Source organism: Curtobacterium sp. NPDC089185 (assembly GCF_040685235.1).
Classification (GTDB): domain Bacteria; phylum Actinomycetota; class Actinomycetes; order Actinomycetales; family Microbacteriaceae; genus Curtobacterium; species Curtobacterium citri.
Genome location: NZ_JBFBHK010000001.1, coordinates 272468 through 293054, shown reverse-complemented (window position 1 = coordinate 293054; position 20587 = coordinate 272468). Strand labels below are relative to the sequence as shown.

General features: G+C 72.7%; 16 protein-coding genes and 1 tRNA gene. 13 read left to right on the top strand and 4 right to left on the bottom strand.

The window, feature by feature from the left end; all coding sequences use genetic code 11:
- Positions 1–274 precede the first annotated feature (274 nt).
- From AB0N84_RS01350 to AB0N84_RS01340, 3 genes are all read left to right on the top strand, one after another.
- Positions 275–1432 (top strand): ABC transporter ATP-binding protein, encoded by a 1158-nt coding sequence (locus AB0N84_RS01350; protein ID WP_289457715.1) that lies wholly within the window; start codon positions 275–277, stop codon positions 1430–1432.
- Entirely contained in the window at positions 1408–2979 is a 1572-nt protein-coding gene (locus AB0N84_RS01345; protein WP_363543249.1) for an ABC transporter permease, read from the top strand. The genes AB0N84_RS01350 and AB0N84_RS01345 overlap by 25 nt, the downstream gene beginning before the upstream one ends.
- 125 nt (positions 2980–3104) lie before the next feature.
- On the top strand, positions 3105–3365 hold the full coding sequence (locus AB0N84_RS01340) for a DUF3039 domain-containing protein (protein ID WP_092384164.1): 261 nt from the start codon (positions 3105–3107) through the stop codon (positions 3363–3365).
- An 18-nt stretch (positions 3366–3383) separates the two neighbouring features.
- Here AB0N84_RS01340 and AB0N84_RS01335 read toward each other — a convergent pair whose 3' ends face one another.
- Positions 3384–4673 carry a nicotinate phosphoribosyltransferase gene (locus AB0N84_RS01335; protein WP_363543245.1) on the bottom strand — a complete coding sequence of 430 codons (1290 nt, stop codon included), beginning with the start codon at positions 4671–4673 and terminating at the stop codon, positions 3384–3386.
- Between the two features lie 91 nt (positions 4674–4764).
- Between AB0N84_RS01335 and murI the strand changes: the two genes are divergently transcribed.
- From murI to rdgB, 3 genes are read left to right on the top strand one after another with little or no spacing between them, the layout of a single operon-like run.
- Entirely contained in the window at positions 4765–5610 is an 846-nt protein-coding gene (murI, locus tag AB0N84_RS01330; RefSeq protein WP_182046479.1) for a glutamate racemase, read from the top strand.
- On the top strand, positions 5607–6338 hold the full coding sequence (gene rph, locus AB0N84_RS01325) for a ribonuclease PH (RefSeq protein ID WP_182046478.1): 732 nt from the start codon (positions 5607–5609) through the stop codon (positions 6336–6338). Before murI ends, rph begins: the two co-directional genes overlap by 4 nt.
- Entirely contained in the window at positions 6335–6928 is a 594-nt protein-coding gene (gene rdgB, locus AB0N84_RS01320; protein WP_182046477.1) for an RdgB/HAM1 family non-canonical purine NTP pyrophosphatase, read from the top strand. Before rph ends, rdgB begins: the two co-directional genes overlap by 4 nt.
- Before the next feature lie 153 nt (positions 6929–7081).
- Here the strand turns inward: rdgB and AB0N84_RS01315 are convergent, their stop codons facing one another.
- From AB0N84_RS01315 to AB0N84_RS01305, 3 genes are all read right to left on the bottom strand, one after another.
- On the bottom strand, positions 7082–7795 hold the full coding sequence (locus AB0N84_RS01315; protein WP_182046476.1) for a DedA family protein: 714 nt from the start codon (positions 7793–7795) through the stop codon (positions 7082–7084).
- Between the two features lie 139 nt (positions 7796–7934).
- Positions 7935–8015 (bottom strand) — tRNA-Leu (locus AB0N84_RS01310).
- Between the two features lie 81 nt (positions 8016–8096).
- A complete protein-coding gene (locus tag AB0N84_RS01305) occupies positions 8097–9419 on the bottom strand; it encodes an MFS transporter (protein WP_182046475.1) in 1323 nt (440 codons plus the stop codon).
- A 47-nt stretch (positions 9420–9466) separates the two neighbouring features.
- On the opposite strand from AB0N84_RS01305, the gene mnmA reads away from it, so the two are divergent.
- The 7 genes from mnmA (at position 9467) to gatB (ending at position 20490) form a co-directional block, all read left to right on the top strand.
- On the top strand, positions 9467–10573 hold the full coding sequence (mnmA, locus tag AB0N84_RS01300; RefSeq protein ID WP_289457712.1) for a tRNA 2-thiouridine(34) synthase MnmA: 1107 nt from the start codon (positions 9467–9469) through the stop codon (positions 10571–10573).
- 63 nt (positions 10574–10636) lie between these two features.
- On the top strand, positions 10637–12979 hold the full coding sequence (gene ligA, locus AB0N84_RS01295; protein ID WP_363543240.1) for an NAD-dependent DNA ligase LigA: 2343 nt from the start codon (positions 10637–10639) through the stop codon (positions 12977–12979).
- Positions 12980–13145: 166 nt separating this feature from the next.
- Entirely contained in the window at positions 13146–14507 is a 1362-nt protein-coding gene (locus AB0N84_RS01290; protein ID WP_289457710.1) for an alpha/beta hydrolase, read from the top strand.
- A gap of 98 nt (positions 14508–14605) precedes the next feature.
- Positions 14606–16957, top strand: a complete 2352-nt coding sequence (locus AB0N84_RS01285) for a transglycosylase domain-containing protein (protein WP_363543237.1) — start codon at positions 14606–14608, stop codon at positions 16955–16957.
- Positions 16958–17126: 169 nt separating this feature from the next.
- Positions 17127–17426 (top strand): Asp-tRNA(Asn)/Glu-tRNA(Gln) amidotransferase subunit GatC, encoded by a 300-nt coding sequence (gene gatC, locus AB0N84_RS01280; protein ID WP_069711598.1) that lies wholly within the window; start codon positions 17127–17129, stop codon positions 17424–17426.
- Between the two features lie 11 nt (positions 17427–17437).
- Positions 17438–18985 carry an Asp-tRNA(Asn)/Glu-tRNA(Gln) amidotransferase subunit GatA gene (gene gatA / locus AB0N84_RS01275; RefSeq protein ID WP_363543234.1) on the top strand — a complete coding sequence of 516 codons (1548 nt, stop codon included), beginning with the start codon at positions 17438–17440 and terminating at the stop codon, positions 18983–18985.
- A complete protein-coding gene (gene gatB, locus AB0N84_RS01270; RefSeq protein ID WP_182046470.1) occupies positions 18985–20490 on the top strand; it encodes an Asp-tRNA(Asn)/Glu-tRNA(Gln) amidotransferase subunit GatB in 1506 nt (501 codons plus the stop codon). The genes gatA and gatB overlap by 1 nt, the downstream gene beginning before the upstream one ends.
- Positions 20491–20587: the final 97 nt, after the last annotated feature.

Sequence of the window (20587 nt, the reverse complement as noted above, 5' to 3'; positions counted from 1 at the left end):
GCACGCCCCGGAGGGCGCGGGCGGGCCTCGTCAGTGTGCTCGCGCAACGTCCGAGTTCTCCGAGAACGTCCGGGAACCGCGCCTTCCGGCGGGCGACGAATCGATCGGGGAACCCCGCGCGAGCAGGTTTCCAAGTGGTGAACACTCCGTCGTGCCCTGGTGAATGATACGGAACGAGCGGCCGTCGGGGTACGTCCCGACGCGATTCGTGCCCGTTTCGTGACTCGGGTGTCCGGCGTCCGCGGTGTCCGGAACGCGTTGGTACGGTTGGGCCGTGGCTGCAGCTGATGACGACGACGTGTACGCGACGTCCGACGCCGCCTGGACGACCGAGGCGGACGACCAGGCCGGGGACGCCGCCGACGACGTGGGGGACGGGGATGCGCGCGACGCCTCCGATGGTGACGAGATGACCGACGAGCAGACGGCCGCACCCGCGCCGACCCGCACACCGCGGAAGGGCAAGGGGAAGGGGAAGGGCCGTGCGTCCCGACCCGCCGGACCGGGCACCGCCGCCGCGACGGGACGCGGTGACGGCTCCGTCGTCACGGCCGACGCGCCCACCGGGGCGGAGGACGACGCAGCCGCCGCTGGCGCAGCGGGCCGGAAGCGCACGCCGAAGCGCCAGCCGACCGCGACCGCGACGGCCGCGCAGGCCGCGCAGCCGCAGCAGCCCGTCGTGCTGCGCGCGAGCGGCCTCGTGAAGCGCTACGGGCAGACCCTCGCCGCGGACGAGGTGGACCTGGAGATCCGCCAGGGCTCGATCTTCGGCGTCGTCGGACCGAACGGTGCGGGCAAGACCACGACGCTCTCCATGGTCACCGGACTGCTGCGCCCGGACGCCGGGACGGTGACCGTGCTCGACCACGACGTCTGGTCCGACCCGACCGCGGCGAAGCGCGCCCTCGGTGTCCTGCCCGACCGGCTGCGCCTGTTCGACCGGCTGACCGGCGGACAGCTGCTGCAGTACTCGGCGACCCTCCGCGGCCTGGACGGTGCGACCGCTCGGGAGCGCAGCGCCGACCTCGCCGAGGCGTTCGGCCTGGGGGAGGCACTCGGTCGCCAGGTCGCCGACTACTCGGTGGGCATGGCGAAGAAGATCGCCCTCGCCGCGACGCTCATCCACTCGCCCCGCGTGCTCGTGCTCGACGAACCGTTCGAGTCCGTCGACCCGGTGAGCGCGGCGACGATCACGGACATCCTGCGCCGCTACACGCGCGGCGGCGGGACCGTGGTGCTCTCGAGCCACTCCATGGAGCTCGTCCAGCGCACGTGCGACTCGGTCGCGATCATCGTCGGCGGCCGCGTCCTGGCCTCCGGCACGATGGCGCAGGTCCGCGGTCGTCGGAGCCTCGAGGACAAGTTCGTCGAACTCGCGGGCGGCCGCGTCGTGGCAGAGAGCATGGAATGGTTGCACAGCTTCTCCGACTGAGGGTCGACCTGCTCGCGGGTGAGGTCCGCGGCGGTGCCCGTCGGTCCGTGCTCGTCGTGCTCGGCAGCCTCCTCGGCCTGCTCGCCGCGGTGTTCGTCGCCGGCGAGCTGCTCGCCCTGCGCGGCGCCCCCGTCGAGGTCGCGCGCTCGATCGCGGTGCCCGTCGGGACCTTCGTCTCCGTCGCCTTCACGCTCGTGCCGCTCGTCGTCGGACGCAGCGACCAGTTCGACCCGCGGCGCTTCGCGGTCTTCGGCATCGACCGGCGTCGCCTGGTCGTCGGTCTCGCCGTCGCCGGACTCGTCGGGGTCCCGGTGCTCGCGGTCGCGATCGTCGCCGTCGGCCAGGTCGGTGCGTGGTCGCGCAGCGGCGGGACCGCCGTCCTCGCGACCCTTGCCGCCCTGCTCGCCGTCGCGACGTGCGCACTGCTCGTGCGGGTCGGCTGCGCGGTCGGTGCCGTGTTCGTCGGCCCGCAGCGCTCCCGCGACGCCGGCTGGCTCGCCGCGCTCGTGATCGTGGTGCTCGGGCTCCCCGTCGTCTCGCTCCTGCTGCGCTCCGACTGGCTCGACCCCGCGAGCAGCGAGCTGCGCCGGGTCGCCGACGTGGCCGGGTGGACCCCGTGGGGTGCGGCATGGGCGGTGCCCGCGGACGTCGCGAGCGGCCGGGTGGGCGAGGGCGTGCTCAAGCTGCTCGTCGCGCTCGTCGTCGTCGCCCTGCTCGCGTGGGCGTGGTGGGCGATCGTCGGGCGTGCGCTCGAGGCCGTCGACGGTCGTGCGTCCACCCGCCGCTACCGCGGCCTCGGCTGGTTCGACGCGCTCGGGTCGAGTCCGCTCGGTGCCGTGGCCGCCCGCGCCCTGACCTACTGGGCCCGCGATCCGCGGTACCGGATGTCGTACCTGGTCATCCTGTTCGTGCCGATCGTCGTGCTGCCCCTCGGCGTCGCCGGCGTCCCGTGGCACTGGACGGCGCTCGTCCCGCTGCCGATCATGGCCCTCATCGCGGGCTTCCTGCCGCACAACGACGTCTCCTACGACAACACCGCGGTGTGGCTGCACGTCGCGTCCGGCGCCCCCGGGTGGAGCGACCGACTCGGTCGACTCGTGCCGGTGCTCGTCGTCGGGTTGCCCCTGGTCGTCGCCGGCGCGGCCGTCTCGGCGCGGCTCTTCGGTGACCAGACCGCCTTCCCGGTGCTGACCGGCATCGCCGTCTGCGCACTGCTCGCCGGGCTCGGCCTGTCCAGCATCGTCTCCGTGGCCCTGCCCTACCCGACGGTCCGACCCGGCGACCACCCGTTCCAGCAGCCGCAGGCGGCCGGGACGACCGCGATGGTGGCGCAGACCACGATGGTCGTCGGGATCCTGCTGTCGCTGGTGCCCGCGGTCTGGCTGGCCGTGCTCGCCGCGGTCGAGGGGCCGGAACCCTGGGCGCTCGCCACCCTCGTGGTCGGCTGCGCCGTGGGCCTGCTCGTCCTCGCGGTGGGCGTCGCCGTCGGCGGCCGCCTCTTCGACCGGCACGGTCCGGACCTGCTCGCGGCGGCCCAGCGGAACTGAGCGGTACGCGTGGGAGGGGACGCGTCGCCGTCCCGTGACCACCCACCGGACGGGAGGCGCGTGGCGGGCCCGCCACGCGCCTCCAGTCCGTCGCGGCCGCAGCCGCACCGTCGTACCCTGGGGGCATGAGCATGACCGAACCCGGCGGCGGCCTCGACGTGATGGACCGCGAACTCGAGAAGCTCCTCGAGGAAGAGGCGATCGAGCCCGGTGACCACGAGCGCTTCTCGCACTACGTCAAGAAGGACAAGATCCTGCAGTCCGCCCTCACCGGCAAGCCCGTCAAGGCGCTCTGCGGCAAGAAGTGGATCCCCGGCCGTGACCCCGAGAAGTTCCCGGTGTGCCCGGACTGCAAGGCGATCTACGAGAAGATGAAGGCCGAGTAACCGGGCCCGCTGTCCCGCTCAGATCACCAGGGTCGGGATCGCCGGGTCGCCGCGTCCGATGCGTGATGCGTCCGCCGGCAGCTCCGCCTTCGCGCGCTCGTGGTGCGCCCGTGCGGCCTCGACGCCGGCGACCCCGAGGAACGCCGGGTCGACCTCGCCGTGCTCGACCACCGGGACGAGCAGCGGTCGCTCGTCCGGGCCGACGCGGCCGGAGGTCAGCACGACCTCGGCCGTGGCGATGCCGTTGCGGAGTCGACGGCCGGCCTCCTTGCGTCCGCCGGTCGAGGCCTTGTCCGCGGACTTCTTCGCGACGGGCACCCACTCGTCGCCGGACGGCGTCTGGTGGGCGACCAGCTTGAAGACCATGCCGGCCGCCGGGTGGCCCGAGCCGGACACCACGCTCGTGCCGACGCCGTAGGAGTCGACCGGGGCGGCCCGCAGCGCGGCGATCGTGTACTCATCGAGGTCGTTCGTGACCGTGATCTTCGTGGCGGTGGCACCGAGGCGGTCGAGCTGTGCCCGCACCGACGCGACCACGCTCGGCAGGTCCCCGCTGTCGATGCGCACCGCGCCGAGCCGGCCGTCCGTCAGCCGGACCGCGGTCTCGACGGCCGCCTCGATGTCGTACGTGTCGACGAGCAGGGTGGTCCCGTCGCCGAGGGCGTCGAGCTGGGAGCGGAACGCCGCCTCCTCGGAGTCGTGCAGGAGCGTGAAGGCGTGCGCCGCGGTGCCCATCGTCGGGATGCCCCAGGTGCGGCCGGCCTCGAGGTTGCTCGTCGCGCCGAACCCGGCGATGTACGCGGCTCGGGCGGCGGCGACGGCGTTCCACTCGCCCGTGCGGCGCGAGCCCATCTCGGCGAGCGGACGGCCGTCGGCGGCGGAGACCATGCGGGCCGCGGCGCCGGCGATGGCGGAGTCGGCGTTGAAGACGCTCAGCGCGAGGGTCTCGAGGACGACGGCCTCGGCGAAGGTGCCCTCGACCTGCAGGACGGGGGAGGTCGGGAAGAACACCTCGCCCTCCCGGTAGGCGCGGACGTCGCCCGTGAAGCGGTAGTCGGCGAGCCAGCGTGCGGTGCCCTCGTCGATCACGTTGCGGTCCCGGAGGAAGCCGATCTCGTCGTCGCCGAACCGGAACTCGGTGAGGGCGGTGAGGAAGCGGCCGAGACCGGCGGCGACCCCGTACCGGCGGCCGTCGGGGAGGCGGCGGGAGAACACCTCGAAGACGCAGCGTCGATCGGCGGTGCCGTCCTTGAGGGCGGCGTCCACCATGGTGAGTTCGTACTGGTCCGTGAGGAGCGCGCTGGTCACGCTCCCGACACTAGTGACGCGGAGGTGGGTGCGGCTGCGGCGCGCGGTCGGCCCGGTGGGGTGCCCCGGCGCGGCTCGGTACGCTGGTGCGGTGACGGATGCACCGATCGGAGTCTTCGACAGCGGCGTCGGTGGGCTCACGGTGGCGCGGGCGATCATCGACCAGCTGCCCCGCGAGAGCATCCGGTACGTGGGGGACACCGCCCACTCGCCCTACGGCCCGAAGCCCATCGCCGACGTGCGGCGCTACGCGCTCGAGGTGATGGACGACCTCGTCGACCAGGGCGTCAAGGCGCTCGTGATCGCGTGCAACACCGCGTCGTCGGCGGTGCTGCGCGACGCGCGGGAACGGTACGAGCAGGCGTACGGCATCCCCGTCGTCGAGGTCATCCAGCCCGCGGCCCGGGCAGCGGTGAAGCAGACCCGCACCGGTCGCGTCGGCGTGATCGGGACGGTGGGGACGATCGCCTCCCGGGCGTACGAGGACGCCTTCGCGGTGGCCGCCGACGTCGACCTGACCGTGGCCGCCTGCCCGCGGTTCGTCGAGTTCGTCGAGGCGGGCGACACCTCGTCGCCGGCACTTCGCGAGGTCGCGGCGCAGTACCTCGCGCCGATCCGTGCCGCCGACGTCGACACGCTCGTGCTCGGCTGCACGCACTACCCGCTCATGTCCGCGGCGATCCAGTACGTGATGGGCCCGGACGTGACGCTCGTCTCGAGCGCCGAGGAGACGGCGAACGACGTCTACCGCCGGCTCGTGGAACACGGACTCGAACGCACCAGCCCCGAACCGCCGACCTACGCGTTCGAGGCGACGGGCGACGACGGCAACGGCTTCATCCGGCTCGCCCGGCGCTTCCTCGGACCCGAGGTCTCGAGCGTCGGACACCTCCAGACAGGGGCGATCACGCTGCCCCGCACCGAAAGGACCCCATGAGCACCCGCATCGACGGCCGCAGCGCCACCGACCACCGTCCGGTCAGCATCGAGCGGGGGTGGAGCACGCAGGCCGAGGGCAGCGCGCTCATCTCGTTCGGCAACACGAAGGTGCTCTGCACGGCGTCCTTCACGAACGGGGTGCCGCGCTGGATGGCGGGCAAGGGCTCGGGCTGGGTGACGGCGGAGTACTCGATGCTGCCCCGCTCGACGAACGAGCGCATGCAGCGTGAGTCGATCAAGGGCAAGGTCGGCGGCCGGACGCACGAGATCTCGCGCCTGATCGGCCGGTCGCTGCGTGCCGTGGTCGACATGAAGGGCCTCGGCGAGAACACCCTCGTGCTCGACTGCGACGTGCTGCAGGCCGACGGGGGCACCCGCACGGCGTCGATCACGGGCGCGTACGTCGCCATGGTCGACGCGATCGAGTGGGGTCGCGACAAGGGCTTCATCGCGAAGAAGGCCACGCCGCTGACCGACAGCGTGCAGGCGATCTCGGTCGGCATCGTCAAGGGGGAGCCGATGCTCGACCTGGCGTACACCGAGGACTCGGCGGCCGACACCGACATGAACATCGTCACGACCGGCTCCGGGAAGTTCATCGAGGTGCAGGGCACCGCCGAGCACGCGCCGTTCGACCGCGCGGAGCTCGACACGCTGCTCGACCTCGGGCTCGCGGGCAACCGGTCGCTCGCCGCCGTCCAGCGGGATGCGCTGGGGCTGGCGTGACCGGGCGCACCGTCGTCCTGGCGACGCACAACCAGGGCAAGGTCGTCGAGCTCCGCGGGATCCTCGGCGAGGCGCTCGGCGAGGGGGTCGAGCTCGTCGGCTACGACGGCCCGGAACCGGTCGAGGACGGCGACACCTACGCGGCGAACGCGCTGATCAAGGCGCGCGCGGCCGTCGCGCACACCGGGCTGCCGGCGCTCGCCGACGACTCGGGCATCGCGGTCGACGCCCTCGAGGGCGCGCCCGGCATCCACTCCGCCCGCTACGCGGGGACCCGGGTGGACGCCGACAACATCGCGCTCCTGCTCCGGAACCTGGAGGGTGTCGTCGAGCGCACCGCGGCCTTCGTCTGCGCGGCGGCCTTCGTCACCCCCGACGGCACCGAGCACCTGTTCGAGGCGGTGTGGAACGGGGAGGTCCTGACGGAGCCGGTCGGCGACGGCGGGCACGGGTACGACCCGGTCTTCCACCCGGACGACGCGGAGGGTTCGGCGGCGCAGCTGACCCGCGAGGAGAAGAACGCGCTGTCGCACCGCTCGAAGGCGTTCCGGGGGATCGCGCCGATCGTGCGGGAGTACTTCGGGGTCTGACCGGCCGGGCGGCGGGCCGGGCGCCGCGGGCGACTGCCCCCGGACATGCGAGACGCCCCCGGACGTACGAGACGCCCCCGGTTCCGGGGGCGTCTCGGTCTGCGTGTGGCGTCTCGCCACTCGGCGTCCGTCCGCGGGGGCTCCGTCAGCCGGTCAGGGGCGAGCCGTGCCGTCGGTCGGGGTCTGCGCCGCCTGCTCGGCCTCGGCGGCGTGCTTCGCCTTCCGCGCCGTCCGCCAGTAGTGCAGCCCTGCGGGGACGACCGTGACGACCACCGCGAGGATGAGGATCACGTCGATGTAGTTGCGCACGACGTACGCGATCGGCGGGATGTACCCGAGGAAGTACCCGAGGAAGGTCACCCCGACGCCCCAGATCACCGCACCGATCGCGTTGTAGAGCGAGTACTTCTTGTAGTTCATCCGCCCGACGCCGGCCGCGATCGGCGCGAAGGTGCGCACGACGGGGACGAAGCGGGCGAGGATCACCGCGAGGGGCCCGAACCGGTGGAAGAACGCGTTCGTCCGGTCGACGTTCTCCTTGGAGAACAGGCCGCTCTCCTTGCGCTCGAAGATCGGCGGCCCCGCCTTCTTGCCGATGTAGTAGCCGAGCTCACCGCCGAGGAAGGCTGCGGCGCCGATCATCAGCGCCGCGACCCAGATCGGGATGCCGCCGATGGAGCCGCCCCGGTCGAAGGCGAACAGGCCGGTGATGACGAGGAGGCTGTCACCGGGGAAGACGAAGCCGATCAGCAGACCGGTCTCGGCGAAGACGATGGCGCAGACCACGAGCACGGCGATGGCCCCGAAGTGGTCGAGGATGTACTGCGGGTCCAGCCAGGGGATGAGTGCGAGAGCGACGGAGTGCATGGTTCTTCCGGTCGTGGAGACGGCGGGCACGGGGAGACTCCCGCGGAACGAGGGTACCGCCCGGGACCGTGGCGGCCATCCGTCGGAAGTGTGACTCCACCGATGATGCGGAAGGCCGAGGGTGCGGAACGGCCGAGGGTGCGGAAGGAGGGACTCGAACCCTCACGCCTGGGGCACAGGAACCTAAATCCTGCGTGTCTACCGATTCCACCACTCCCGCGAGCAGCGGCAGTCTACCGAGCGCGACGTGCGGGTCGGGGTCGGGCCGCGCCTCCAGGCCGACCGACCGGACCGCGCACGCTCAACGCAGCCGACGCGGCAGGTACCGCGGCACGTACCGGAGCAGCACGCCCGCACCGACCAGGCCGAGCACGCCCATCACGCCGCTCGCGAGCGCCAGCGACGCGACGGCGGTGACGCCGGAGATGACGAGCGGCGCCGCCGCCGACCCGAAGTCACCGGTGAAGCGCCAGGCCCCGAGGAACGGAGCTGGGTTGCCGCGTGGCGCGAGGTCGGCACCGAGCGTCATGAGGATCCCGCTGCCGACGCCGTTCGCGAGCGACATGCCGATCGCGATGCCGACGAACCACCCGACCCTCGCGTCCAGGTGGCCGCTCCACGCGAGCAGGAAGTAGCTGACCGCCAGTCCGAGCATGCACGGCAACGCGCTCGCGAGACGGCCCCAGCGGTCCATGATCTGCCCGCTCGTGTAGAAGAGCGCGAAGTCGACCGCGCCGGCGATGCCGATGACCAGCGCTGCCGACGCGTCGTCGAGACCGACGCTCACCGCCCAGAGGGGCAGGATGACCTGCCGCCCGGCGCGGAGTGCGCCGATGAGCGCCGCGCCGCTGCCGAGCCGCGCGAGGACGGCGCGGTTCTCGCGGATGGTGCGGAAGAGGCCGTGGGCCTCGCGTTCGACGAACTGCGCGCCGGTGTCGGTGGGCGGTTCGTCGGGGTGCGGCTCGGGTGCGCCGGTCCGGCCCGTCCCGTCGGGGGCGTGCTCCGGACGGGAGGCGCGGCTCGGCAACCGCAGACCGCGCACGCCCGTCGCGGGGTCGCGCAGGACGAGGAGCACCACCGCCGCCGCGAGGCAGCAGACGACGTGGATCCAGAACGCGCTCTGCGTCGTGCCGGTGAGGTGCACGACGCCGGCGGAGACGAACGGGCCGACGAAGTAGCCGAAGCGGAAGACGCCGCCGAGGCTGGAGAGGGCCCGCGCGCGGATCCGCAGCGGGATGGCGGTCGTCATGTAGGCGTGCCGGGCGAGCGCGAACACCGCGGTGGACACACCGACGAGGAACACCCCGAGCGCGAGCACCCACGCGTTCGGTGCGACCACGCAGACGAGCAGACCGACGACGGACACCACGGCGGCGCCCATCATCGCGTTCCGCTCGCCGATCCGTCCGACGACGACCCCCGACGGCACGTCCCCGATGAGCTCGCCGACCAGGATGAGCGCGGCGACGAAGCCCGCGAACGCCAGGCTCGCGCCGAGCGAGTCCGCCGCGATCGGGATGATCGGGATGATCGCGCCCTCGCCGATCGCGAAGAGCGCCGCGGGCAGGAACCCGGACAGCAGGACACCGCGGCGGTCGAAGGGGGCGTTCGCGGTGCTCGTCATCGAGCACCACGGTACGCCCGTCGTCGGCGTCGGCTTACCCTGGATGCATGCGCGTACTTGCAGCGATGAGCGGCGGGGTCGACTCGGCGGTGGCCGCGGCCCGTGCCGTCGACGCCGGACACGACGTCGTCGGCGTGCACCTGGCCCTCAGCCGGATGCCCGGCACCCTGCGCACGGGCAGCCGCGGGTGCTGCACGATCGAGGACTCGATGGACGCGCAGCGCGCGGCGTCGGCGCTCGGGATCCCGTACTACGTCTGGGACTTCTCGGCGCGCTTCAAGGAGGACGTCGTCGACGACTTCGTCGCCGAGTACCAGGCCGGCCGGACCCCGAACCCGTGCATGCGCTGCAACGAGCGCATCAAGTTCGCGGCACTGCTCGAGAAGGCGCTCGCCCTCGGGTTCGACGCCGTCTGCACGGGGCACTACGCCTCGATCGTCACCGGGGCGGACGGTGCGCGCGAGCTGCACCGCTCGGCCGCCTGGGCGAAGGACCAGTCGTACGTGCTCGGCGTGCTGACGGCCGAGCAGCTCGAGCACGCGATGTTCCCCCTCGGGGCGACCCCGTCGAAGGACGAGGTCCGGGCCGAGGCCGCGGCGCGCGGGCTGACCGTCGCGCAGAAGCCGGACTCCTACGACATCTGCTTCATCCCGGACGGCGACACCCGCGGGTGGCTCGCCGACCGCGTGGGGACCGCCGCGGGTGACGTCGTCGAGCGCGACGGCACGGTGGTCGGGTCGCACGAGGGGGCGACGGGCTACACCGTCGGGCAGCGCCGCGGCCTGCACCTCGGTCGCCCCGCACCGGACGGCAAGCCGCGGTTCGTCCTCGAGATCCGTCCGAAGGACAACACCGTCGTCGTCGGCCCGAAGGAGGCTCTCGACGTGCGGTCGATGGCCGGCTCCCGGTTCACGTGGGCGGGCACCGCCCCGGCCGACCCGTCGGTGCCGTTCGCGTGCGACGTGCAGATCCGGGCGCACGCCGACCCGGTGCCCGCGGTCGCGCGGGTGACCGACGGCGAGCTCGTGATCGACGTCGACGAGCCGCTGTCGGGCGTCGCGCCCGGGCAGACCGCCGTCGTGTACGTCGGCACCCGGGTGCTCGGGCAGTGCACCATCGACCGTGCCGTCAGCGCGGTCCCCGCGACCGTCTGACGCCGCTTGAGTCCGTCCGGCCCCGCTGCGTCCGGGGTCGGCGGTGCACGGTACAACTGAGGCATGAGCGACACGACCTCCGACTCCGCCGACTCGACGTTCGAGACGCTGGCCCCGGCCGACCTCGACGCCGCGCAGGCCCAGCGGGAGGTCGAGCGGCTGCGGACGCGCATCAACGAGCTGCGTGACCAGTACTACGAGGGCAACGGCTCGACGGTCTCCGACGGTGACTACGACGCGCTCGTCCGGCGGCTCGACGCCGTCGAGCAGCGCTTCCCCGACCTGCTCACGCCGGACAGCCCGACCCAGACCGTCGGCGGTCAGGCGCAGACGGTGCAGTTCGCGCCCGTCGAGCACGCCGAGCGCATGCTCAGCCTCGACAACGTGTTCAGCCCCGAGGAACTGACCGAGTGGGCCGCCAAGGTGCAGCGGGACGCCGGTTCCGAGCGCGTCCGGTTCCTGACCGAGCTCAAGATCGACGGGCTCGCGATCAACCTGCGGTACGAGCACGGTCGTCTCGTCTCGGCGGCGACCCGCGGCGACGGCGTCGTCGGCGAGGACGTCACCGGCAACGTCCGGACGATGGGCACGATCCCGGACCGGCTGTCCGGCGAGGGGCACCCGGCGATCGTCGAGGTCCGCGGGGAGATCTTCTTCCCGGTCGCGCAGTTCGACGAGCTGAACGCCCGGCAGCGCGAGGCGGGGGAGCGCGTGTTCGCGAACCCCCGCAACGCCGCCGCCGGCTCGCTGCGGCAGAAGGAGGAGGGCAAGTCCGAGGCGAAGCGTGCCCTCATGGTCGACCGCCTCCGTCGCCTCCGCATGCTCGTGCACGGCATCGGCGCGTGGCCGGTCCGCGAGCTCGAGCGCGACACCGAGGTGCACTCGCAGTCGGAGGTCTACGAGCTCCTGCAGACCTGGGGCCTGCCGACGAGCTCGCACTACCGCGTCTTCGACACCGTCGACGAGGTCCTGGGCTTCGTGCGGACCACCGGCGACCGGCGGTCCGCCGTCGAGCACCAGATCGACGGCGTCGTCGTCAAGGTCGACGACCTGGCGTTGCACGAGGAACTCGGCTCGACGTCGCGGGCGCCGCGGTGGGCGATCGCCTACAAGTACCCGCCGGAGGAGGTCCACACGGAGCTCCTCGACATCGTCGTCAGCGTCGGCCGGACCGGGCGTGCGACCCCGTTCGCCGTGATGCGGCCGGCCGAGGTCGCCGGGTCCGTCGTCCGCCAGGCCACCCTGCACAACCAGGACGTGGTGAAGGCGAAGGGCGTCCTCATCGGGGACACCGTGGTGCTCCGCAAGGCCGGCGACGTCATCCCCGAGGTCCTCGGCCCGGTCGTCGAGCTGCGCGACGGCTCCGAGCGCGAGTTCGTGATGCCCGAGACGTGCCCGGAGTGCGGGACCCCGCTCCGTCCGGCGAAGGAGGGCGACAAGGACCTGCGCTGCCCCAACGCCGAGAGCTGCCCCGCGCAGGTCCGCGGCCGTGTCGAGCACATCGCGTCGCGCGGCTCGCTCGACATCGAGGGCCTCGGCGAGGTCGCCGCGGCCGCCCTGACGCAGCCGTTGCGTCCGGAACGGCCCCCGCTCGTGACCGAGGCCGGGCTCTTCGACCTGACGATGGAGGACATCGTGCCGATCGAGGTGATCGTCCGCGACGCCGAGACCGGCATGGAGAAGTCCGACGACGACGGCACCCCGAAGCGCGTCACGCCGTTCAGCCGTGCCCGCAAGAAGACCGACCCGCCGTTCGACCCGGACGCCCGGGGGGCGGACTACACGGGCGAGCCGAGCCGGTACCCGTCGAAGAACGCGTTCGAGATGCTCGCGAACATCGACGCCGCGAAGACCAGGCCGCTCTGGCGGATCATGGTCGGGCTGAGCATCCGGCACGTCGGGCCCGTGGCCGCCCGCGCGCTGGCGAACCACTTCGGCTCGCTCGACCGGATCCGGAACGCCTCGCGCGAGGAGCTCGCGGCCGTCGACGGCGTCGGTGGGATCATCGCCGACGCGCTGCTCGACTGGTTCGCGGTCGACTGGCACCGCGAGGTCATCGACCGGTGGACCGCGGCGGGCGTGCAGTTCACGACGCCGGACCACCCGGGCCCCGGCGCTGCGGTCGAGGGCGGTGTGCTCAGCGGCGTGACCGTCGTCGCGACCGGGTCCCTCGAGGGCTACACGCGCGAGGGCGCGCAGGAGGCGATCATCGCCGCCGGCGGCAAGGCGGCGTCGAGCGTGAGCAAGAAGACGGACTTCGTGGCGGCCGGACCGGGCGCCGGGTCGAAGCTGACGAAGGCCGAGCAACTCGGCCTGCGCATCATCGACGCCGAGCAGTTCCGGGTGCTCGTGACCGAGGGGCCGGACGCGCTCGGTCCCGTCGCGTCGGACGACGCCGAGGCATGAGCACACCGGGGCGTCGACCGGGGGTCGCGACGCACCCCCGGTTGTCCCCAGTCCGGGGGGATGTTGCAGCACGCATCCCGTTCGGGGGGCATCTTCCGTAGGATCGAGCAAGCATCACCCGTCGCCTGAGGGGGACGACGGTACGGCCTTCCCGGGGGAGACCTGATTGCTGCTCATCGCTGCGGCCCTGCTCACCGCCTCGATGCACTCGCTGGGAGTGGTCGAGGCCCCCGTCGTGCCCACGGTGCAGACGGCGGCCGTCGTGACCACCACCGCGGTCGCACCGGTCGAGCCGGTGCAGGGGCCGGTGCCGGTGCCCGTCTCCGCTGGTCCCGGGGACGCGGACGCCGTCGACCTGGAGACCCTCGCACGTGCCCGCGGCCGGGAGTTCCTCGACGACCTCGTCGCCGTCGACCCGCGGGACCTCGAGCGCGCCGACGCCGACGACCGGGTCCTCGCGACGGCGCAGGACCACCCGCCGACCGCACTCGACGTCGCGACCTGGTGGGCGGGCCTCCCGTCGGCCACGCGCTCCCGGCTCGTCGCGGCCGTGCCGGCGGTGGTCGGGAACCTCGACGGCGTCCCGTTCGACGTCCGCGACCGGGCGAACCGCCTGACGCTCCGGACCGGTCTCGCCGACCCGGGGACGGACACCGCGAGGGCCGCCCTGCTCGGCCAGGTCGACGTGTCCCTGCAGCACGCGCAGGGCGGTGCGCCCCGCTCGCTCGTCGCGCTCGACACCCGGGGCGCGGGCCGGGCGGCGATCGCGGTCGGCGACCTCGACACCGCCGACGACGTCACGGTCGTGGTGCCCGGCATGTTCTACACGGTCACCGGCCAGATGCACGACCTCACCGACACGAGCGCGGGACTCCACGACGAGCAGGCGGCGGCAGCGGGAGCGGGACGCGGCGAGGCCGTCCTGGCCTGGATGGGCTACCGCACACCGGACATGTCGAACATCCTGTCCCTCGACCTGGCGCGGACCGGGGCCGAGCGGCTCGAACGCGTGGTCGACGGGCTCGAGGCGGTCCGCGGCGACGACCGACCGCGGCTGAACGTCGTCGCGCACTCGTACGGGTCGACCACGGCGCTCATGGCACTGTCGTCGGGCCGGATGCAGGCGGACACGCTGACGGTCCTCGGGTCGCCGGGCAGCGACGTGCGGACGGCGTCCCAGCTCGCCGTCCACCGGGGGCAGGTCTACGTCGGCGACGCGCACAGCGACCCGATCGCGGGCTCGGGGTACTTCGGCACCGACCCGGGGTCGCCCGGGTTCGGGTCGGTCGTCCTCGACCTGTCCGCCGCCCCCGCGCCCTCGGCGGACGGGGTGTTCCGGCGGCCCGTCGGGCACAACGACTACCTGAAGCCGGGCACGGCCTCCCTCCACGACGTCGCGCTCATCGCCGTCGGCCGGGGGGACCTCGTGCGCGACCAGGCGCAGCACGGCCGGGGCGGTGGACACGCGCCGGGGACGGCACCGGACATGTACCTGGTGCGTCCGCAGGACCTCCAGCCCCGCGACTGAGCCGCGGTGTCGCTCCCTGAGGGGCTTCCTGAAGGCGGCTGCAGGAGGCGACCGCTCCGCAGCAGAACGACCCCAGACCGCCGCCGTACCGTGCGGCCATGCGTGGAATGCGGTGGCCGGTGGCCCTCTCGACCTTCGTCGCCATGTCGGGCCTGGCGGGCCTGCTCGTGGCGGTCGCGGTCACCCCCGCGGTCGCGGTCGCGGGCGAGGGGACGTCCGGCGCCGTGTCGCTGTTCGAGGACCTGCCGAGCTACCTCGACATCCAGACCCCGCAGCAGGTGTCGTCGGTCTGGGCGACGAAGGGCGGGCAGCAGGTCAAGATCGCCTCCTTCTACGCGGAGAACCGGACGACCGTCGCGTCGGACCAGATCGCTCCGACGCTCGAGCAGGCCGCGATCGACACCGAGGATCCCCGGTTCCGGGACGAGGGCGGCATCGACGTGATCGGGACGCTCCGAGCGACCATCGCCGATGCGCTCCACCACGGTGCCAGCGTGCAGGGCGGCTCGAGCATCACGCAGCAGTACGTCAAGAACGTCCTCGTGCAGCAGTGCGAGCAACTGACCGGGAAGGACGCCGCCGCGACGACGGCCGCGATCGACTCCTGCTACCAGAAGGTCGCCGGCGACTCCAAGGCGCGGAAGCTCCAGGAGATCCGGTACGCGGTCGCGCTCGACAAGAAGTACACGAAGGAGGAGATCCTCACGGGGTACCTCAACCTCGTCGGCCTCGGCGGGCGGGTCTACGGCGCGGAGGCCGGTGCCGAGTACTACTTCGGCGTGCACGCGAAGGACCTCTCCCTCGTGCAGTCGGCCACGCTCGTGGCGATCCTCAACAACCCCGCGAACCTGCGGATCGACCAGCCCTCCGACGAGGACAACGGAGCGGCGAACGGCTACGCCCTGACCAAGGAGCGCCGCGACTACGTGCTGCGGCGGATGGCCGTGCACCACGACATCACCGCGGCGCAGGCGAAGGCGGCGGAGGCCACCCCGGTCACGCCGCGGATCACCGCCACGGCGAACGGCTGCTCGGCCGCGGCCTCGGGCTTCGACGCCGGGTACTTCTGCGACTCCGTGCGCGACCAGGTGCTGCAGGACCCGGCGTTCGGGAAGACGCAGGCCGAGCGCATCGAGACGCTCGACACGCAGGGGCTGCAGATCCACACGTCCCTCGACCTCGACCTGCAGGCGACCGCGCAGCAGGCGCTGTCCTCGTACGTCCCCGCGACCATGGCGGGCGTCGACGTCGGTGGCACGAACGTGACGGTCGAACCCGGCACCGGGCGCATCCTCTCGATGGTGCAGAACACCGCGTACACGCAGTCGGACGCGGCGGCGGCGGGCGCCACCTCGGTGAACTACAACACCGACACGGCCTCAGGCGGCTCCGGCGGCTTCCCGACCGGCTCGACGTACAAGGTCTTCACGCTGGCCGAGTGGCTCGCGAGCGGACACACCCTGAGCGAGTCCGTCCCGACCACGCAGCACACGTTCCCGCAGGACGAGTTCACCAACTCGTGCACCGCGCTCGGCGGCGAACCCTGGCAGGTCGCGAACGCGGAGACCGTCAGTCCGTCCACGACCGTGCAGGACGCGACCTCGGAGTCGATCAACACCGCCTTCGGCGCGATGGCGAAGCAGCTGGACCTGTGCAAGATCAAGGAAGTGGCGCAGGCGATGGGGATCCACCAGGCGAACGGCGCCGCGCCGGACTCGAACCCCGCCTCGGTGCTCGGCACGAACCCGCTGTCACCGATCGACCTCGCCGAGGCGTACGCGGGCTTCGCGAACGGCGGCGTCGTCTGCACCCCGACCGCGATCGACTCGGTGACCACCTCGACCGGCAGGAAGATCACCCCGACGCCGTCCACGTGCACGCGGGGGGTCTCGGCGGAGGTCGCCGGGACGGTCGACTACGCGCTGCAGGGCGTCCTGACCGGATCCGGCACGGCCGCGAGCGCGAACCCGGGTGACAGCGTCCCGAAGTTCGCCAAGACCGGCACGACCGACGGCGACGAGCAGAACTGGCTGGTCGCGTCGACGACGAAGTACACGAACGCCACCTGGGTGGGCAACGTGCAGGGGCACGTCCGGCTGGCCGAGTGGCCGTTCCTGCAGGGCACGACCGGCTACAGCGCCAAGTTCGGCGTCGGGCGCACGATGATGTCGTGGCTCGACCAGCGGTCCGGCGGCGACGCCCTGCCCCAGCCCGACCCGGCGATGATCGGCACGCGGTCGACCCCGCAGTCGTCGACCCCGCAGTCGTCCATCCCGCAGGCGTCGTCGCAAGACGGTGCCGGGACCGGCGCGGCCGACCAGGGGACGACGTCGACCACGCCGGGACCGGCACCGGGGCCGACAGCGCCGACAGCGCCGACAGCGCCGACGGCACCGGCGGCGGCACCGTCTGCGGGCGCGACCACGCAGCAGGGGACGGCACGCGGGTAGCAGCCGTCGGCCTGGAGGCCCGGTGCCGGTCCGCCGGACCGGCACCGGGCCTCCAGGCTGCCGCTCTCCACAGCCGTGGTCGCCGTCCACGGGCACCCTCGCCGTGGCACGGCCGCCGGACACGGCCAATAGACTGGTGCGCATTCCACGAACCGATCGACGGAGCACCATGCCTGACATCACGAGCGAGCAGGTCGCCCACCTGGCGGACCTCGCGCGCATCGCACTCACGCCAGACGAGATCGAGAAGCTGACCGGGGAGCTGGCGCACATCGTCGAGAGCGTCGCGAAGGTCGCCGAGGTCGCGACCGACGACGTACCGGCGACGAGCCACCCCGTGCCGCTCGGCAACGTCACCCGACCCGACGTGGTGGGGCAGACGCTGACCCAGGAGCAGGCGCTGTCCGGCGCCCCGGACTCCGACGGCGAGCGGTTCCGCGTGACGGCCATCCTCGGCGAAGAACAGTAGGGCGGAAGACAGTGACCGACGACATCACCCGGTTGAGCGCCGCTGCGCTCGCCGACGCCCTCGTGGCCCGCGACGTCTCGAGCGTCGAGGCCACTCAGGCCCACCTCGACCGCATCGCTGCCGTCGACGGCGACGTGCACGCGTTCCTGCACGTCAACGAGCACGCCCTCGCGGTCGCGAAGTCGATCGACTCGCGCCGCGCCGCGGGTGACGACCTCGGGGCGCTCGCGGGCGTCCCGATCGCGATCAAGGACGTCCTGTGCACGCAGGACATGCCGACGACCTCGGGGTCGAAGATCCTCGAGGGCTGGCGGCCGCCGTACGACGCCACCCCCGTGGCGAAGCTCCGCGCCGCCGGCCTCGTGCCGCTCGGCAAGACCAACATGGACGAGTTCGCGATGGGGTCGACCACCGAGTTCTCGGCCTACGGCCCGACGCGCAACCCCTGGGACCTCGACCGGATCCCCGGCGGGTCCGGCGGTGGCTCGGCCGCCGCGGTCGCCGCGCACGAGGCACCGTTCGCCCTCGGCTCCGACACCGGTGGCTCGATCCGTCAGCCCGGCGCCGTCACCGGCACGGTCGGGGTCAAGCCGACCTACGGCGGCGTGAGCCGGTACGGCGCGATCGCCCTGGCCTCGTCGCTCGACCAGGTCGGTCCGGTCTCGCGCACCGTCCTCGACGCCGCGCTCCTGCACGACGTCATCGGCGGGCACGACCCGCGGGACTCCACGTCCATCCCCGACGCCTGGCCGTCGATGGCCGCCGCCGCGCGCGAAGGGCTGCAGGCCGACACGCTCCGTGGGCTCAAGGTCGGCGTGGTCAAGGAGCTGGCCGGGGGCGAGGGCTTCCAGGCCGGCGTGACGCAGCGCTTCCAGGAGACGGTGGCGCTGCTCGAGCAGGCGGGGGCCGAGGTCGTCGAGATCGACGCCCCGTCCTTCGCGTACGCCATCAGCGCGTACTACCTGATCCTGCCGGCCGAGGCCTCGTCGAACCTGGCGAAGTTCGACTCGGTGCGCTTCGGACTCCGCGTCACGCCGGAGAACGGCGCGACCGTCGAGGACGTCATGGCCGCCACGCGGGAGGCCGGCTTCGGACCCGAGGTCAAGCGCCGCATCATCCTCGGCACCTACGCGCTGAGCGCCGGCTACTACGACGCCTACTACGGCTCCGCGCAGAAGGTCCGCACGCTGGTGCAGCGCGACTTCGCGGCCGCGTTCGACAAGGTGGACCTGCTCATCAGCCCGTCGGCGCCGACGACTGCCTTCCCGCTGGGGGAGCGCCTCGACGACCCGCTGTCGATGTACCTCAACGACCTCACGACGATCCCGGCGAACCTCGCGGGCGTCCCCGGGATGAGCATCCCGAACGGCCTCGCGCCCGAGGACTCGCTGCCGACCGGCGTGCAGCTGATGGCACCGCAGCGCGAGGACGCCCGGCTGTACCGTGCCGGTGCCGCGCTCGAGCGCCTGCTCGAGCAGCAGTGGGGTCGTCCGCTCATCGACAGCATCCCGGACCTCGACCAGTCTCAGCAGTCCGCTGCGCAGGAAGGTGTGATCTGATGGCGCAGAAGGACGCGCTGATGGACTTCGACGAGGCGCTCGAGCGCTTCGAGCCGGTGCTCGGCTTCGAGGTCCACGTCGAACTCGCGACGAAGACGAAGATGTTCTCGGACGCCCCGAACTTCTTCGGCGGCGAGCCCAACACGAACGTGACGCCGGTCGACCTCGGTCTGCCCGGATCACTGCCGGTGGTCAACGAGCAGGCCGTGCGGTACTCGATCCAGCTCGGGCTCGCCCTCGGCTGCTCGATCGCAGAGTCCTCGCGGTTCGCCCGGAAGAACTACTACTACCCGGACAACCCGAAGAACTACCAGATCTCGCAGTTCGACGAGCCGATCGCGTTCGAGGGCGAGGTCGAGGTCGAGCTCGCCGACGGCACGATCTTCCAGGTGCCGATCGAGCGCGCCCACATGGAGGAGGACGCCGGCAAGCTGACGCACGTCGGCGGTGCCACCGGCCGCATCCAGGGCGCGGAGTACTCGCTCGTCGACTACAACCGTGCCGGTGTCCCGCTCGTCGAGATCGTCACGAAGCCGATCTTCGGCGCGAAGGACCGCGCGCCCGAGCTCGGGGCCGCCTACGTGCAGGTCATCCGCGACCTCGTGCGCGCCCTCGGGGTGTCCGAGGCCCGCATGGAGCGCGGCAACCTGCGCTGCGACGCGAACATCTCCCTGCGCCCGTGGGGCCAGGAGAAGCTCGGCACCCGGACCGAGACGAAGAACGTCAACTCGTTCCGCGCCGTCGAGCGCGCCATCCGCTACGAGATCCAGCGCCAGGCGGCGATCCTCGCCGCGGGCGGGACGATCACGCAGGAGACCCGGCACTGGCACGAGGACACCGGCCGCACCTCGGCCGGGCGCCCGAAGTCCGACGCCGACGACTACCGCTACTTCCCGGAGCCCGACCTGCTCCCGGTGGTGCCGGACCCGGCCGTCGTGGAGGAGCTCCGTGCCTCCCTGCCCGAGGCCCCGGTCGCCCGTCGCCGTCGCCTCAAGGGGGACTGGGGCTTCAGCGACCTCGAGTTCCAGGACGTCGTCAACGGCGGGCTGCTCGACGAGGTCGAGGCCACGGTCGCCGCCGGTGCGTCCCCGCAGGCCGCGCGCAAGTGGTGGACGGGTGAGATCAGCCGCGTGGCGAACGCGCAGGACGCCGCCGCAGGAGACCTCGTGTCGCCGCAGCACGTCGCCGAGACCATCGCGCTCGTGGAGTCGGGCGACCTGACCGACCGTCTGGCCCGACAGGTGCTCGAGGGCGTCATCGCGGGCGAGGGCTCGCCCGCTCAGGTCGTCGAGGCCCGCGGGCTGAAGGTCGTCTCGGACGACTCGGCCCTCACGGCCGCCGTCGACCAGGCGCTCGCTGCCCAGCCGGACGTGCTCGCGAAGATCCAGGACGGCAAGGTGCAGGCCGCCGGTGCGATCATCGGCGCGGTCATGAAGGCCATGCAGGGCCAGGCGGACGCCGCGCGCGTCCGCGAGCTGGTGCTGGAGCGCGCCCAGCAGGCGTAGCGCGACCAGCAGGCGGAGCGCGACCAGCAGCGGACGGGAGGCGCGGTGCCGGACGGCACCTGGGCCCACGCCGGCCGGTTCCCGGCAGACGCGCCAG